The sequence below is a fragment of the Endozoicomonas sp. genome (assembly GCF_031844845.1).
Classification (GTDB): Bacteria; Pseudomonadota; Gammaproteobacteria; order Pseudomonadales; family Endozoicomonadaceae; genus Endozoicomonas.
Genome location: NZ_JAVRMB020000041.1, coordinates 1 through 16,583 on the forward strand (window position 1 = coordinate 1; position 16,583 = coordinate 16,583).

At 45.4% G+C, this 16,583-nt stretch carries 11 protein-coding genes; 8 read left to right on the forward strand and 3 right to left on the reverse strand.

What is annotated here, in order from left to right; translation table 11 throughout:
• The first annotated feature begins 453 nt into the window (after window positions 1-453).
• Entirely contained in the window at window positions 454-1,512 is a 1,059-nt protein-coding gene (locus tag RM811_RS01810) for an ADP-ribosylglycohydrolase family protein (protein ID WP_402520190.1), read from the forward strand.
• A gap of 7 nt (window positions 1,513-1,519) precedes the next feature.
• On the opposite strand, the gene RM811_RS01815 is transcribed toward RM811_RS01810, so the two are convergent.
• Window positions 1,520-2,185 carry a potassium channel family protein gene (locus tag RM811_RS01815; RefSeq protein WP_402520192.1) on the reverse strand — a complete coding sequence of 222 codons (666 nt, stop codon included), beginning with the start codon at window positions 2,183-2,185 and terminating at the stop codon, window positions 1,520-1,522.
• A 318-nt stretch (window positions 2,186-2,503) separates the two neighbouring features.
• Here RM811_RS01815 and RM811_RS01820 point away from each other — a divergent pair, with 318 nt between their 5' ends.
• The 4 genes from RM811_RS01820 to RM811_RS01835 all read left to right on the forward strand — a co-directional run bounded on the left by RM811_RS01820 (window position 2,504) and on the right by RM811_RS01835 (window position 9,259).
• Entirely contained in the window at window positions 2,504-4,192 is a 1,689-nt protein-coding gene (locus RM811_RS01820) for a hypothetical protein (RefSeq protein WP_402520194.1), read from the forward strand.
• A gap of 537 nt (window positions 4,193-4,729) precedes the next feature.
• Window positions 4,730-7,162, forward strand: a complete 2,433-nt coding sequence (locus RM811_RS01825; RefSeq protein WP_402520196.1) for a DNA translocase FtsK — start codon at window positions 4,730-4,732, stop codon at window positions 7,160-7,162.
• A 28-nt stretch (window positions 7,163-7,190) separates the two neighbouring features.
• Window positions 7,191-7,934: an outer membrane lipoprotein chaperone LolA gene (gene lolA / locus RM811_RS01830; protein ID WP_402520198.1), complete on the forward strand. Its 744-nt coding sequence runs from the start codon at window positions 7,191-7,193 to the stop codon at window positions 7,932-7,934.
• Complete coding sequence (locus RM811_RS01835; RefSeq protein WP_402520200.1) at window positions 7,931-9,259, forward strand: replication-associated recombination protein A; 1,329 nt, start codon at window positions 7,931-7,933, stop codon at window positions 9,257-9,259. Before lolA ends, RM811_RS01835 begins: the two co-directional genes overlap by 4 nt.
• 82 nt (window positions 9,260-9,341) lie before the next feature.
• Here the strand turns inward: RM811_RS01835 and RM811_RS01840 are convergent, their stop codons facing one another.
• Window positions 9,342-10,841 (reverse strand): serine/threonine-protein kinase, encoded by a 1,500-nt coding sequence (locus RM811_RS01840; protein WP_402520201.1) that lies wholly within the window; start codon window positions 10,839-10,841, stop codon window positions 9,342-9,344.
• 210 nt (window positions 10,842-11,051) lie between these two features.
• Here RM811_RS01840 and crcB point away from each other — a divergent pair, with 210 nt between their 5' ends.
• From crcB to RM811_RS01855, 3 genes are all read left to right on the forward strand, one after another.
• Window positions 11,052-11,453 (forward strand): fluoride efflux transporter CrcB, encoded by a 402-nt coding sequence (gene crcB, locus RM811_RS01845; protein ID WP_402520203.1) that lies wholly within the window; start codon window positions 11,052-11,054, stop codon window positions 11,451-11,453.
• 137 nt (window positions 11,454-11,590) lie between these two features.
• Window positions 11,591-12,877: a serine--tRNA ligase gene (gene serS, locus RM811_RS01850; RefSeq protein ID WP_402520205.1), complete on the forward strand. Its 1,287-nt coding sequence runs from the start codon at window positions 11,591-11,593 to the stop codon at window positions 12,875-12,877.
• Between the two features lie 473 nt (window positions 12,878-13,350).
• Window positions 13,351-14,997, forward strand: coding sequence for a hypothetical protein (locus RM811_RS01855; protein WP_402520207.1), 1,647 nt, complete (start codon window positions 13,351-13,353; stop codon window positions 14,995-14,997).
• Between the two features lie 39 nt (window positions 14,998-15,036).
• Here RM811_RS01855 and RM811_RS01860 read toward each other — a convergent pair whose 3' ends face one another.
• Window positions 15,037-16,416: an MATE family efflux transporter gene (locus RM811_RS01860; RefSeq protein ID WP_402520209.1), complete on the reverse strand. Its 1,380-nt coding sequence runs from the start codon at window positions 16,414-16,416 to the stop codon at window positions 15,037-15,039.
• Window positions 16,417-16,583 lie beyond the last annotated feature (167 nt).

Genomic DNA, 16,583 nt, shown 5'->3' on the forward strand with positions numbered 1-16,583 from the left:
TTAAAGAAATGGTACTGATCAGTGTTCAGGGTCATGTAGCCCAGTTCGGGGTTTGCAGATACGCTCCCGATAACACTGCTTAAGATGGCTGTGCTTATCAGTTTTTTTAACATGGTTCTGATCTTTTCCAGTTAGCTCAAAAGTGGGAAACCTTGGTTACTACTGTTTATCGGTTCGACCATGAGCAACTGTAGAAATTTTAAAACCACGCTTTTACGTGAGAAAAGAAGTAGAACAGCCACCTTATCAGAAGGTAATAAATAAAGGTCAGGGAGGGAAAAAAGGAGAGGGAAGGCAGGTAAGTAATTGTCCCGAAATAAGATCCGCATTTTACTGGGTCTTTAAAACGCCACTACCCGTTACCCGTAAAAGCGGCTCTGGCTTTTTCGGGTAACGGGCAGCGTTTGTTGAAATGGGGAAGTTATTTCAGGACAGATCCTAAGGAGCGGGTTTATGGAGTCAATATCAACTACCAAAGAATACCCATTGCATCTTGATAAGCTTAACCGTGTTAAGGGTGGGGTTTTCGGACTGCTGGCTGGCGATGCCCTTGGTATCGGAACTCAGTGGTACTATGAACTGGATCAGCTAAAGCAAGACTATGGCCCATGGATCGACAGTTATCAGGATCCTGCCGTCAGTGGCAGTCATGGCTTTGCCAATATCAGCCATTATCGCTATGAGCAGGGTGTCAGGGCGGGTGATCTTTCGCAAACCGGGCAGGTGGTTGTCTTACTGATAGAGTCCCTCGCCAGTTGCGATGGTTTTGAACAGGCCGATTTCCTGGAGCGTCTGGATGATTTCTATGCGCCATTATCAGGAGAATCTTTTTCCGGACGGTATACCGATGCGTTGATGGTAGACCTGATCAAAGGCAGGCGAGCCGGTTTGCACTGGGGTGATCCTGCCGTTGCATCGAGTTGTGATACTTCTGAGGGCGCGCAGATTGTTGCGATTCTTGCCCTGGTTATTGACGATCCTGTAGAGCTGGTGGAAACGGCTGAAAAACTCCTGCAAACCTTTTATCGGGAACCTTTTATTCGTCAAAACGCCATTGTTTTCGCCCTGGTTGTACAGGCCATGGCCAACAGTATCCCATTAGCTGAACTGCCGGCTTATTTGACCGGTATGGTTAAACACCCCGGGGTAATGGCTGGTATCCAGCGTTTCGATAACCTTCTGACCCCATGCATCGGGCGTGTTGCATGGCAGCCTGAAACCGTTCGGATAGAGCCGGCACTGCATGTCAGTCAGGTCTATGGTATGGATTGCCAGCTGACTCACCTGCTGCCCAGTGCTTACTATCTGATGCATCGTTACTTTGACCAGTTTGAACAGGGAGTACTGTCGGCCATTAATGGGGGCGGTAACAATATGGCCCGGGCGGCACTGACCGGTGTGCTGCTGGGAGCCATGAATGGCTTTCATGCTATTTCGGACCGGCTGGTGCAGGGGCTTCATGATTATGATCGCTATCTGTTGCTGACCGGGATGATGGTAAACAAAGAGTGAGCTGGCACTATTTTCCTACAAACCGGGCGATCATCACCGTTGGGCTTAACACGCCAACAATGGCCTCCAGTGATACCAGGCTCTGCGCCAGTGGACTCAGTGGCAGAATATCGCCATATCCCAGGGTCGTCAGGGTGACAAAACTGAAATAGAGGTAATCTGGCCAGCTGGAAATACTCTGGTTGGCCAGATCGAATGCACCAGGAGAAACCAGATTAACCGTCAGGTAAAGGTAGCTGAATGTTATGCCGGTCAATAAATAGAAGTTAATGGCTGCCAGCAGCTTTTCGGCTTGGGGCTTAACACTGAAAAGGTGTCGGATCAGCATAAGCATCATGCCCAGATGGAACAGCATACTGGCCATCAAGATGAAGAAGGATAGCCATTGCGGTGATTGGGGGAACTCTGCAAAGCCTCTGAGAATAACCATGGCGATGCCGGTCGCTTGCAGCCACAGGCGAATTCGCTGGGTGGTCTCCGTCAGGGATCGAAGGGTTAAGACAAACCCGACAATCATCAGACAGGAGAAAAGGGTGCCGCCAAGGGACTGGTGCTCCATGATCAGCGGTGAGAAAAGAATACTGCTGATAAGGATGATCAACAGCAGTCCAAGGGAGGCGTCCGGGTTACGGGTTAACTTTTGCGGAAAGGTAAACAGCGATCGTCGAAACATTTACATTGGCCATACATTTGGGCTGTAACCGCCCTGTCTAAAAAATAAGTAGCTCTATAAAATACCTTGCCGGGAGTTTACTTTCAAAAAATATTTGAACGTTCGACTACAGCAGCCATTATTCAATATTACAATGACTCATGCTGAAGTTAATTGTTGCTATATAATGTATATTTTCCGATGGTAAAAATGTGCGAATATTGCACAGCGATAGCGGCATTATTATGCGGCGACTATAGTAAATGTCGGTTAGTAAGGGCTAATGTTTGCCCCGAATCTGAGAAATATTTCAGGCAATTGCAAAATTAAGGCGAATATATGGAAGAAGGGTTAAATCGAGCAACTTATTCCCCGTTTAGTCCTTGCGATGTTGCAGTGGCGGAGGGTGATCAGTCTGATAGTAATGGAGTGCGAGAGCCTAATGGGATACTTCCACATGTATCTGGCAGGGTTGTTACCACCATTAATGGTAGTGACAGAAAGCGTCCTGGTGCATCACAAGAATTGGGTGTGACTTTACCATTTAAGCAACGTCGTGTATCTCTTGATACTGCATTATTAAAGGAGAATGAAGAATTAATAGGAGAATTAATAGGAGAATTGGGGGTGTTAAGAGACAAACTGCAATGTTCTGAAAAAGAACAGAGGAAAGTTTTAAGCCAGGAAAAGAAGAAAAACGAGGCCTATAAACAAATGACAGCTAAAGAACATGATTTTATTTATGGAATTTTTAAGGATGAAAATGAAAGCTTGAAGAGGGATGTTGATAGACTGAATGCGGATCTAGATAATGCTAAGAAAAATATCCAATATAAAGATAAAGTGATGAATTTACTTTCTCAACAGTGTATGGGATTAGGAAGTGAATTAACGAAATCCTCAATTGCTTCTATTGATGTAGAAAAATATCGATCAAGTGCATTGCCTGATCAGGCAAGTGACGATCTTGCTGCGCAGCTGGTTGAAAATGCCAAACAATCGCATCAAATATATGAGCTAATAGAAAGTAAAAATAATCTAAGCAGTAGTTTGCTTGAGGTCAGATTGAATATGGAAGCATTATCAAAATCAAAAGATGATCTGGAGCAAAGATTATCAATTTTAAATGATGATAAATCACAATTAGAGGGGGAGGGCTCAGGGCTGAATAAAAGAATGGCAGATCTGCAGAGTGCCTTAAAAACTGCCCGCGATGAACTTAACTTATCGGAAATAAGTAAAGAGCAATTGCAGAAAATGTCCAGAGAGATTGAGGGTGAACAGAGTAAAAAATTAATTAGTGCTAAATATTATGCTAATGCATTACAGTGCCAAGTAGTTGAGTTGATAGAAGAAAAGAAGTGTTTAGAGACTAGGGTTGATAAGCTCGGGTCCGATATGAATCAATTGTCTGAATCAAAAGAAGGTGTGGAGCAGAATTTATTATCAATAAATAAACGAATGTCTGAATTGCAGGGAGAAAACGAAAATCTGACGAAAATCCTAACGGTTAAACAGAGTGAGTTAGACTCCGCTCGTAGTGATCTTAACGTATCAGAAGGAAAGGTTGATAATCTGGAAGAGGTATGCGGCGAACTCACAAAAGAAAATAATTCGTTAAAGAACGATGTGGGTAGGCTTACACCTGATAAAGATCGAGTGTCTCAATTGGGGCGTGGGCTACAGGGTGACTTGTGCTCCTCTGATCAAGAAAAAACGGAGTTGAAGACCAAGGTCTCAATTCTGGAGTCGACTTTGAGACGCTTTGAGAGGGATTGTAGTGCTCTTCGTGTACAAGAAAAGATTTTTTGCAATAAATATAAGGAATTAAAAAAAGAAAATGATTTTGACAGAATAAAGTATAATAACGCTAAACAAGAAAAATTAGATGAGATTAATAATCTTAAAGCAGGAATAAAAATACTAAGCGAAAACAATAGATGCCTTCAGGAAAATTTTTCTGTATTGAGTTTTAATGTAGTGAATTTAACTCGGCAAAATATGGTGCTGGAGGCACAGTTAAAATGATATCAAAATAGTTTGCATAGTGTTGGCAGTGAGCTTGAATTATCAAAAGCAAACGAAGAGAAAATAGAAATATTATGGAAGTAAGCCGATAAAAAAATAAGGAAATAAATCAAGCTTGTCAAATAGCCCTGAATAAAGCTGAGATCTACAAGTCAGCTTTTATTGGGTTGCAACCTGTTTGTACTGCAACGAATCTTACAAACAGAAATCAGGCAACAGGTTTGGGTAATTGTGGAGGGGGCGAAAGATTACCTGACTACGAAAATATCGGTGATCTTTCCAGCCAAACGACTCACACTGTCGAGAATAAATTGTGGGATATAGCTACGTTAACAGGTTTCACTCCTGGCTCGAATATTTCATGAAAGATGGAAAGCTCCACCCAATCACCCGATATAATCTACACGGCCAAAGAAACACTTCGGAAGAAGCAATCCATAACAAATGCCACAAGACAGGATTGTCGGCAGTTCTGGGCTCGTGTTATCTTCTCAGGTTAAACTACTGTATTTATAGTCAGGTATCTCAGGGAGCCGAATGGCAGAGTCGGTTAGTAAAAAGGGCAGTCCGTCCGATAGCAGTCAGGAAGAATCTGTCTCTATCCGGCGGCGGAAACGTTCAGCCCGGGGAGAGGTGGTTGCAGAAACCCTTTCATCACGGGTAAGTGAAGGCATTATGTTTGGCTGGCTGGTGCTGGCAGCATTCCTGTCTCTGGCGTTGGTCAGTTATCACAAGAACGATCCGGGTTGGTCGCATGTGGGCTCGGTAAATAATATTGCCAACAGTGCGGGCAGAATTGGGGCCTGGTCTGCAGACTTACTGCTAACGCTTTTCGGATTTCTGGCCTGGATGGTTCCGGTCATCCTGGTTTTGAAGGCCATCAAGGTTTTTCGCTACCGTCATGAGCTCGGCGAATGGAACTCATGGTTGTTACTGGTGCGCAGCACGGGGTTTATTCTGACCATTGCTTCAGGTGCTGCACTGGCATCACTTCATTACCATATCCTCAATGAAATGTTTCCTTCATCCAGTGGCGGAATTATTGGCGCCCTGGTGATTCAACAGTTCCTTCCGGCATTTAATGTGACTGGCAGCACATTATTATTGATGGCGCTGTTCTTTCTTGGCCTGACACTTTATACCGATCTCTCCTGGTTCCGTTTGATGGATAACGTGGGTTATTGGAGCCTGCGCTTTATTGCTTTCTGCAGAGATCGGCTGGTAACCCGGTTCTTGTCAATGAGAGTGTCGTTTAAAGAGTGGCTGGCCGCGAGGGCTGAAAAAAAGGCAGAGACAGTTATGCCACCGATTTTACAACAGATTGTCCCATTAAAACGGCAGGAAACGTCTTATGCTCCTGTTCCGGAGAAACGGCCAGAGCTAAACCGTGAAGAGTTAAGCCCTGAAAAACCAAAGGCGCCCATTATCGTTCCACCTCCGGCAAGGGAAATGACCTTGCCTCTGTTGGAAAATACCCCTTTAGGTCGGTTGCCAGGGGTTTCCCTGCTGGATGAAGCCAGGCCTTCTGGCAAAGCCATGAGTCCGGAAACACTGGAGCAATTGTCGCGGCTTCTGGAGTTAAAGTTAAAAGACTTCAATGTGGACATTGAAGTGGTGGCGGTTCTTCCTGGCCCTGTTATTACCCGCTTTGAAATTCAGCCAGCTCCGGGAACCAAAGCCAGTAAAATTACTAACCTGGCCAGTGACCTTGCCCGTTCGCTGGCGGTGGTCAGTGTTCGTGTGGTTGAAGTGATTCCCGGGAAGTCGGTTATGGGTATTGAAATACCCAATGATGACCGTGAAACCGTATTTTTCAGTGAAATAATTGCTTCTAAAGCATTTGATAATGCCGAGTCACCCATCAGTCTTGCCCTTGGTCATGGTATTTCCGGGCAGCCTGTGATTGTTGATCTGGCAAGAATGCCGCATTTGCTGGTCGCCGGTACCACCGGTTCTGGTAAGTCGGTGGGCATCAATGCCATGATTCTGTCCATACTGTTTAAGTCGAACCCGGAAGAAGTACGGTTGATTATGATCGACCCGAAAATGCTGGAACTCTCTATATACGATGGCATTCCGCATCTGCTGGCTCCCGTTGTAACGGATATGAAAGAGGCAGCCAATGCTCTTCGCTGGTGTGTCGCGGAGATGGAGCGCCGCTATAAGCTGATGGCTCATATGGGTGTTCGTAATATTGCTGGTTATAACCGCAAGGTTAAGGAGGGCATTGAGAAAGGCGAGCCCTTGAGGGATCCTTTTTATCAGCCGGTATCCACAGACGATATTGCACCAGAATTGAGTACACTGCCTTTTATTGTGGTTGTGGTGGATGAGTTTGCCGACATGATGATGATTGTCGGAAAGAAGGTTGAAGAACTGATAGCCCGAATTGCCCAGAAGGCACGGGCGGCAGGGATTCACTTGATTCTTGCTACCCAGCGTCCCTCTGTAGATGTTATTACCGGCCTGATTAAAGCCAACGTCCCCACAAGAATCAGCTTTCAGGTGTCCAGTAAGATCGACTCAAGGACCATTATCGATCAGGGTGGTGCTGAGCAGCTGCTGGGGAATGGCGATATGCTTTATCTTCCACCAGGAACCAGTGTTCCTGTCCGTATTCATGGCGCCTTTGTTGCCGATGACGAGGTTCATCGGGTGGTGGCTGACTGGCGACAAAGAGGCACACCTGATTTCGTCGAAGAGATTCTCAATGGTGTCAGTGAAGGGGCTGAGGGTAGTGCTTTTTCGGGAGGGTTGGATAACAGTGAACAGGATCCGCTTTATGATGAGGCGGTTGCCTTTGTCACAGAGTCACGAAGGGCATCCATCTCATCTGTCCAGAGACAATTGAAAGTCGGTTATAACCGGGCAGCCAGAATGATTGAGGCTATGGAGGCGGCGGGTGTCGTCAGTCCACCATTCAATAATGGCAACCGTGAAGTTATTGCTCCGCCACCTCCCAAACACTAATGATTATTGCCTGGATAAGTTCATTTTTATGATCAAGAAAATGCGGTTACTTGCTGTTTTACCATTAGCTTTTTCTATCAGCTTGCCTGTCTGGTCTGTTGAACAGCCATCAGTTCAGGCCTTTTCGCTGGCGATGGCTGAGAGTAGTACGCCAGCCAATAGTAAACACGATACAAAAGCTGCAGATGAACTGGCCAAAAAGCTACAGGCGATGATTACTGTCAGTGCCAATTTCTCCCAAAGTACCATTGGTGCCAAGACGGATAAAAGTGGTCGCTCCAAAGTGGAGAAGGGGAGTATGCAGCTTAAACGGCCCAATCAGTTCCGCTGGAATATTACATCGCCGTTTAACCAGGAAATTATTGCCAAAGGCGGGAAGCTCTGGATGCTGGATCCGGATTTCAAACAGGTGGTGATTAAACAGCAGGATAATCAATCTGGCCCTACCGCCGTGCAGTTGCTCAGTGGGAATGCCAGTGAGTTTCTGAAAGACTACGCAGTGACTCGCATGAATTATGGTCCTGAGGTGGTTTATACCCTCAGGCCTCGTAATGCATCAGACCTTTTTGAAAAACTGGATCTCCATTTTTCCAGAGATCAAATTTCTGCTATCAGTATTGCTGATTCTCTCGGGGGGAAACGACGTATTGACTTTACCCGGGTGGAATTAAATCAACCGGTCGCGAACGATCTGTTTGAACCTGATATCAAAAAGCTGGAGAAGGCTGGCTTCGACGTTATTGATGAAAGTCGTCATGAGAATGGGGTATGACCTCACTTTTTGATGTTCCTGCTGCTAACCGCTATGAGCCACTGGCGGCCAGAATGCGTCCCCGGACTCTGGATGAATATCTGGGGCAGGAGCATATTCTTGCCAGGGGCAAACCTCTCAGGGAAGCCCTGGAGCAGGGGATGCTCCATTCCATGATTTTCTGGGGACCTCCCGGCGTTGGCAAGACAACGCTGGCACGACTGATTGCCACCAAAACCGATGCTCATTTTGAGACCCTTTCTGCGGTTCTTTCCGGGGTAAAAGATATTCGGGAGGCGGTGGCAAGGGCAAAGGATGAGCAGCGCTTTCAGCAGAGAAAAACGGTACTGTTTGTTGACGAGGTTCACCGCTTTAATAAATCTCAACAGGACGCTTTCCTGCCCCATATAGAAGATGGCACTGTTATCTTTATTGGGGCGACCACTGAAAATCCATCCTTCGAACTGAACAATGCCTTGCTCTCAAGGGCCAGAGTTTATGTCCTGAAAACCCTTGGCAATGAAGCGATTGGTCAAATTATTGATCAGGCGGTATCCAATGAGGAAAGAGGTTTGGGCGGAAAGGGTATCAAACTTGAATCGGGCGCAAGGGAAATCTTGATTCGTTATTCCGATGGTGATGGTCGCAAAGCTTTAAATACGCTGGAGATTGCTTCGGATCTTGCTGAACAGGGGATGATTTCTGCTGACACGGTTCAGGCCATTCTTGCGGATACCGGTCGCCGGTTTGATAAAGGCGGGGATACGTTTTATGACACCATTTCCGCGTTTCATAAGTCAGTGCGTGGCTCCAACCCGGATGCAGCTTTATATTGGGCTGCACGAATCGTCGATGGCGGTGGAGACCCTCTGTACGTAGTCCGTCGTCTGGTGGCTATAGCCAGTGAAGATATTGGCAATGCGGATCCAAGGGCACTGGAAATAGCGATCAATGCATGGCAGGCTTTTGAGCGACTGGGGGCTCCGGAAGGCTTGCTGGCTCTGGCTCATGCAACGGTTTATTGTGCCTGTGCTCCCAAAAGTAATGCGGTGTATAAAGCCTGGGCGGCAGCAATGGCAGATGTTAGAAGCAATCCGTCCTATGAGGTGCCCAACCATCTTCGAAATGCGCCCACCAAATTGATGGGCAGTCTTGGTTATGGCGATAGATATCGTTATGCCCATGATGAGCCCAATGCCTATGCAGCAGGGGAGCGTTATTTTCCTGAAGATATGGAGGTTCGAAAATATTATCAGCCAAATGACCGGGGGCTGGAGATCAAAATCCGAGAGAAGCTGGCCTGGTTGGACAGGCTTGATGCAGAAAGCCCTCAAAAAATAAAGTAAGTGATATTATCCAATCATATTAATATTGAGATCACGATAAACAAAACCGAATTTTTCTTCACCTCATATATTGGTTGGTTAATCAGTAATCAGGTAATTTATGCTTTTCTGGTAACGGATTACAAGAAGGGTTGCTGTCTGATTCGGAGCTGTTGGCGGAGATTCGAGGTAATTCATTCACTACTGATGATCTAGTATCTGGAATGCCAGAGGTGGCTGTATCATTAACGCCAGAGGTGGCTGTATCATTAACAGATGTGATAGATGACCCATGATTCAACTGCGTGTTGACTTCTTCCAGCGACATTCTTTTATCAGGATCTTCTTTTGTCAGGCCAATAATAACCTTTATCAAATTATCTCTTTCTGCTTTGCTGTTGGCATCGGAATAAATTTTATCATCCAGCAGCTGTAACAATAAGGTTTCTTTTTCTGTTTCAGGTAATTCTGCAAGCCAGAGAGTATGCGCATTCGCTTCCTGTAGTAACGGGTTACTACCTTTATTAGAAGGTTTTAAAGTATACGAACCCTGATATTTTCTATAGAGGTCCTTAAGATCTGATTCCAGCATCAAAGTCATCAAAGTGATGCCCAGCCCCCATAAATCGGTTGTACCGGTATACCCCTGACGCTCAGGTTCATTAACTAACATCTCCCTGGATATCTCAGGAGAATAATAATATGGGGTGCCAACAAATGACTTACTACGAGTTTGTTTTTCAAGATACCGGGAAAGACCAAAATCAACAATTTTAATCTCACCGGATAAGGTGATAATAATATTGCTTAATTTTAAATCCCTGTAAATTATATCATTATAATGGATATGCTCCAGAGTCGGCAGTAGTTTTCTAGCTATTTCGGTAGCCAGTTTTGGTCCGGAAGTTACACGCACCCTTGGGTTTTCTCCATAGAGAGCATCAAATAAATCAGAGCCATCCACATATTCACTGATCACTATTTTCACTTTGTATTGAGAATATGCTTCGACAGGAATATCCTGTTCACACCTGATTGGAATGAAAGAGTTTTTACTCTTATCATAAAGAACCACTGCATAAACTCTGGCAATGTTGGAATGTTTCGGAAGCAACAGGCCGCATATTTCACCCTTTTTATCCTGTAAGCTTTCCGAAGGGTTTTTCTTTTCTTTCATGATTTTGACTGCGTAATGGCGATTACTCTTATCGACACAGCAATAAACGTTGCCAAAAGCACCCTTACCTAATAATGAGTTATTGCATTCTATTTTTAAATCAAATAGTTGACTCAATACTGTAAGCATATCTTTATGAGTGTATTTTATCTCTTTTCCCCAGTCAGAGGTGATCTGAAGGTACCCAGTGGATTCGTCTGAATGCTTCTCGGTTCTTTTGCTTAGCTTACGTTCATTAATAGAAGTGCCGAGGCCATGAGCTTCACGATTAGCAGGCATTGAATTGTCTGGACTAAACCCGAAGTTTATAAGCCTGCTGAATGCCATGGCAAAAAAACCAGAGTTTTTTTCAGGATGATTGAGTGATGTTCTATCAGGCTGTGTCTTACTGTAACTCATAAACAAAAAAGCATCGTCACCAATCAACTTAATTACCTGCATATGTCTTCGAATATCACTTTGGACAACAGGAATCTGAAAATATTCAATCAGAATTAAGATTATTCATCACCAAATCAATATCCGCTGATTTGATTTTGTCTCCGAACTGCCATCCTTGTTACAATGCCTGTCATTGTCAGCCTCTCAGAGTAACAAGCCTGACTACTCTGATGTTCATCTGAAAAGGAATATCTGATGCAATACCCATACATGCTGAACTACCTTGCCGTAGCAGCAGGTGGCGCTTTTGGGGCTGTTGCCCGCTCGCTGGTTTACGAATGGTATGCCAAATCTGGAAATGATCATCTATTCCCACTGCCAACATTAACGGTGAACGTTGTTGGCTCCTTCCTTATGGGTATTGGCTGGTATTGTCTGGTGGAGAAAAGCCTGCTTCCCCCGATCTGGAAGGATTTTGCTACTGTGGGCTTTCTTGGTGCATTGACCACATTTTCTACATTTTCGCTGGATATTTTCCGGCTTTTTCAGTCAGAGCAGTTCGTTGAGGCCTTTGCTTATATGCTGGCCAGTGTTGTTATTTGCCTGCTGGGCACCTGGCTGGGTTACCAGGGAATCCGACTGGTGCTCAATGGATGATTGATCGGCAGTTTATTATCGAACCCCCCAGCTTCGTAGTGTATTATCTGCCAATTGCCCCCATGCAGACAAACAAAAGCTGACCCGCTTTTGTGGGTAAGAAAATCTTCATCCCATCCGTTAAATTTGGTAGGAATATGCTAGACCCCAAACTCGTTCGCAGCACACCCGAGGCTGTGGCACAACAGCTGTTAAAGAAGCACTACAAACTGGATGTTGAACGTCTGGTTTCTCTGGAAGAGCGTCGCAAGTCGCTTCAGGTCAAAACTGAGCAGCTGCAAAGCGAACGTAAATCGGGCTCCAAAGAATTTGGCAAGATCAAGTCGCAGGGTGGTGATGTTTCAGCACTCAAAGAGCGCATGGATCAGTTGAATGCTGAGCTTAAGGAAAACGAGCAGGCTCTGGCCGCACTTCAGGAAACGTTAAATAATCTGCTTCTGGAAGTACCCAACTTACCCGATAGTTCAGTGCCTGAAGGTAAGGATGAGAATGATAATGTTCTGGTTCGTACCTGGGGTGAGCCTCGACATTTCGAATTTGAGGTTAAGGATCATATTGAACTGGGTGAAGCCTTAGGTCTCGATTTTGAGTCTGCTGCCAATATCTCTGGTGCACGTTTTTCCATGCTTCGGGGTAGGATTGCCCGTCTGCACCGTGCACTGGCCCAGTTTATGCTGGATATTCAGACCACAGAACATGGTTACGAGGAAGTGATCACGCCGCTGCTGGTTCATGACAAGGCGCTTTATGGTACTGGGCAGTTGCCAAAATTTAGTGAAGACCTGTTCAAGACTGTCTGTGATGATGAAAGTAGTGTTGAACAAAAGCAGTTCTACCTGATTCCCACCGCTGAAGTGACGCTGACTAACCTGGTACGTGACCAGATTGTTGATGCGAACCAGCTGCCAATTCGCCTGACCGCCCACACGACCTGTTTCAGAAGTGAAGCGGGTAGCTATGGTCGTGATACCCGTGGTTTGATTCGTCAGCACCAGTTTGAAAAAGTGGAAATGGTGCAGATCGTCCATCCAGAAAAATCCTGGGATGCTCTGGAAGAAATGACCGGTCATGCAGAAGCCATTCTGCAGAAATTAGGTCTGCCTTATCGTGTCGTAGCACTTTGTGGCGGTGATATAGGTTTTGGCGCGTCGAAAACCTATGACCTTGAAGTCTGGCTGCCAGCGCAGAATCAATATCGTGAAATTTCTTCAGTCAGTAACTGCGTAGACTTCCAGGCTCGCCGCATGATGGCCCGTTTCCGTAATGAGTCTGGTAAGCCGGAGCTGGTTCATACCCTGAATGGTTCAGGTCTTGCGGTAGGGCGCACTCTTGTTGCGGTTCTTGAAAACTATCAGGATGCAGAAGGTCGTATTCATATTCCTGAAGTGCTTCAGCCTTATATGGGTGGTGTAACGGCCATTTAATGGCTTGGTAATTGAAAGGTTCTGGGTGGAGAACGATTTCCCATCCAGAATTACACCTTTTCGTGTTTTTCTCTTCGTGATTTTCTTTGGGCCAGACATCATCACAAGGAACTTTTTCATTAAACTGCACTCTACTAACCTGATTGTCCGAAGTCGGTTTTCCTCAGGATACCGACCAACAGAGAAGGTTTGATAATATGGCTAACCACCACTTCAATTCTGTATCGGGGCTCAGTTATAGAGATCAAAGTTATCAAACGGCAGGAGGTGCTAGGCCTGATGTCAATCGGGTGACGTTTAACTCAAGGGAGGTTACGCAGCAGGCTGGCACTGTGTCTCAGGTATACGCTGATGTTGCCGGTACTAATGGCATTGAGCATTTTCGATGCACTGTAGACGGTGTCCGGCATGATTATCCCGAGTTTGCGTGGTTACTTTCGGAGCCGTCATTACTGGATCGTTTTCTGGATAAAGTGTCTGAATATAGTTCTGACTTTGACTTCCTGCTGTCACAGGATGGGTTGAAATCACTGATACTGCACAATGATGGATACAGACAAATATTTCTTTGTATTAACGCCATTGAAACAGAGGTCGGCTGGATCAATTCGTCCGATCTGACAGAAAGAGTGCCTCTTGTTCAACGAAGTGTAACTATTGACACAGCACCGATTGTATATAATTCCCGGATGAAAGAGTACGATGACCGTTTTTACTCATTGACGCAACATGGCTTTTCACATACCTATAGATTTTCTTTTCCGAAACAATTCGGTAGTTGTTTTGTGTTGGCTGAGGCTGGTTTTTATTTTTCCCTACATGAAAGTAAAATTGCCTGTTTCTCTTGTGGTGGTGTATTAGAACCCACGCTTTGTGACAATTTCGCATGCATCCAGACGTTACATGCGACAGTTTACCCTGCCTGTTTGTTAATAGATGCCGATTCTGGCTCGGCATGTAATCTGGTAGCTCAAACATTAGAAAGTCATCCAAACCTGTATCAGCCACCCGTTACCGAAGATCAGATACGAAATGAAGCCTCGGCGCGTCAGACTGCAATAGAGAGTGGTGATCGACAGGGGGGCAACCTGGTAGATGAAAGATTATCCCGGGAAGTGTTGGCTGAGCAGCGTCATCGGGATAGTGCAATACTGAGGACACGATTTATCTCGCTTGGAGTTGTGGAAGATCACGAAGATATAGATCAGGCTGTGAATGCTTGTATGGCTCAAATTCGGCTGCGATTGACCCTTGAACAACAGCAGGCTTTACGTAAGTTACAAAGGAAGGTTGGTGAAGCACATACCGGAAGAATAGAAATGGCACAGGACTTCTTACAAATCCTGCAGGGCATGATAGATTCTCCCGGTATAGGTGAAATAGGGGAAGTAGTCGCTACGACGATCAATACACTGGAGGAACAGGATTGCCAGGATCATACATCCGAAATGATTGACCGGATTAGAACCCGAATGCTCTTTATAAATATTAAAGATGGTATGGTTAATGAATTCAATCAAATTGAATGGCTCAAGTTATTATGCCGGTTGAAATTGTTTTTTAATGAACAGGCGTTGTTCCGTGTTTTATCAGAAACCAGGGTTCATGGAAAATCATTGATCGCATCAGGGGAGTCCACTGAAATCAGAGGGTTCGTGAAGAATGAGTTTGCGAAAACTATTTGCAGATTCCCACATAATCAGATCGTACTACGTTATGGTTCTTTGGGTCGGCAACACCCTGATGTTATGGCGAAGCTTGAATTCAGGTTTAAGCAGCTTGTTAATAATCGGGCTGATTTTATAAACTATCTGGCGGACCAAATCACAACGGATCAAGGATGGTTCGATTTCCTGAAAATACATGATAATGATTTTGGCCTTGTCCAGGGCAAAACTGAAAGTAGTGCTGACCTGTTGATGGAAAGGTACACCTCAGAAGCTGACGGACATTCAGAACAAGAGGTAATTATAGGCGCTAACAATGTAGTATGTACCCGTGCACAGCTATTGACTGAAGATTGCGAGCACTTTATCTATAAAAAGGTGGACGACAATTGGAGTAAAATTCTTTTGAAAACGTCAATCCTGAATGCGTATCACAAGTGCATGTCAGGATAGATATTAAGAAATGTTTTCTTAACGATTCAGCTACTTTATTTAGCCTTCTACCGTCAGGTTTTTCAGCCAGTAACGTGCCAGTACCCGGTACAATACAAGAACCGCTTTCGTCACTTCTTCCATCAGTGCGCAGATAAAGACCATATAAAGCGGCCATCCCCAGAGGTTAACCGCAGCCCAGGTCAGTGGCACACCAACACACCACATGCCAATAATATTGATGACTGCCGTGGCTTTTACATCACCCCCACTGCGCAGAACGCCAACAATACCGGTCAGGTTGATGACTCGAATACAGAGTGCAAAGCCAGCGATCATTAATACTTCACTGGCCATTTTCAGAGTTTCACCCTGAAACTGGCCAAACATACTGACAATCTGTTCATTGAAAATAAAGGTGATAAAGCCAATCAGCAGGGCCATCAGTGGTGCTGCCAGCATAAAGTAGCGGCTCTGCTTCCAGGCAAGGTCAAATTCACCGGCACCCAGCTCCTTGCCAAGAATAATAGAGGTCGCAATAGCAAAACCAATAAACAGTGAAATAAGCACACCTTCCACGGAAGAAATGGTGCTCATGACGGCCAGTTCCATTACGCCCATCTGGGCAAACATCAGATTGTAGATGACCAGACCAAACGACCAGAGGCCGTCCTGAAGCAACATAGGAATGCAGATAGCAATGTATTTCACCCAGTGCCGGCGATTTTTGCACTGTAGAAAATCGGCTTTGACCGGTTTCAGAGCCGGACGAACTTCAAGAATATAGTAGATTAACAATCCGGCCTGAATCAGTCGGGACAGGGTGGTTCCCCAGGCGGAGCCGGCAACCCCCAGTGCTGGCAGACCAAAATGGCCATATATCAATAAATAGTTAAACAACACATTCAGCAGAATGGTGATAAAGCCGATGCGTGTGGGTGTTCTTGCATCGTTATTTGTTCTGAGCAGAGCTTCCAGGGGGATGGTAATCGCAACAAAGAGAAAAGAGGGCGCGGTTATGACCAGATAACTACTTCCCAGTGCTTTCAGTGACAGGTCATCACTGACCAGTCCCATAATCTGTTCCGGAATTAACAGATAAACAATGGCAAATGGTGTGGTAACCGCCAGAGCAGCAATAATAGTTTGTAACAGGGTACGACGGACACCTTCCATATTCCGGGCACCAATATACTGCGCTGTCAGAATACTCATGCCGCTGCCCAGTGCTGCAATCAATATCAGGTTAAAGAAGAAAATCCGGTTACCCATGCCGACGGCAGCAACTTCCGTTTCTCCCAGCTGCGACACCATAAAAATATCGATCAGGCCCAGCAGGGAAAACATCATGGATTGCAGGGAAATAGGCAAAGCCAGTTGCCAGAGGTTGCGCAGGAAGTCCCTGTTGGGGGCGCTGCTTTCACAGGTTTGAGTGGTCATAGAGTGACTAATAATTATGGGTGTCAGAAGCGCGTTTCAATCCATGAAAGAGGGGAATGTCTCATTCGGATGTAAACAACCATGAGCCGTCAATGCATCCATCTTCTTTTAAAACGGTGAAGTGCTGGATTGACCGGGTAAAAAAGCTATATCGTCATATTTGATAG

What these genes read in the sequence shown, in the direction of transcription:
- RM811_RS01810 (WP_402520190.1), top strand. Translation starts at nt 454, where the DNA reads ATGGAGTCAATATCAACTACCAAAGAATACCCATTGCATCTTGATAAG.
- RM811_RS01815 (WP_402520192.1), bottom strand. Translation starts at nt 2,185, where the DNA reads ATGTTTCGACGATCGCTGTTTACCTTTCCGCAAAAGTTAACCCGTAAC.
- RM811_RS01820 (WP_402520194.1), top strand. Translation starts at nt 2,504, where the DNA reads ATGGAAGAAGGGTTAAATCGAGCAACTTATTCCCCGTTTAGTCCTTGC.
- RM811_RS01825 (WP_402520196.1), top strand. Translation starts at nt 4,730, where the DNA reads ATGGCAGAGTCGGTTAGTAAAAAGGGCAGTCCGTCCGATAGCAGTCAG.
- lolA (WP_402520198.1), top strand. Translation starts at nt 7,191, where the DNA reads ATGATCAAGAAAATGCGGTTACTTGCTGTTTTACCATTAGCTTTTTCT.
- RM811_RS01835 (WP_402520200.1), top strand. Translation starts at nt 7,931, where the DNA reads ATGACCTCACTTTTTGATGTTCCTGCTGCTAACCGCTATGAGCCACTG.
- crcB (WP_402520203.1), top strand. Translation starts at nt 11,052, where the DNA reads ATGCAATACCCATACATGCTGAACTACCTTGCCGTAGCAGCAGGTGGC.
- serS (WP_402520205.1), top strand. Translation starts at nt 11,591, where the DNA reads ATGCTAGACCCCAAACTCGTTCGCAGCACACCCGAGGCTGTGGCACAA.
- RM811_RS01860 (WP_402520209.1), bottom strand. Translation starts at nt 16,416, where the DNA reads ATGACCACTCAAACCTGTGAAAGCAGCGCCCCCAACAGGGACTTCCTG.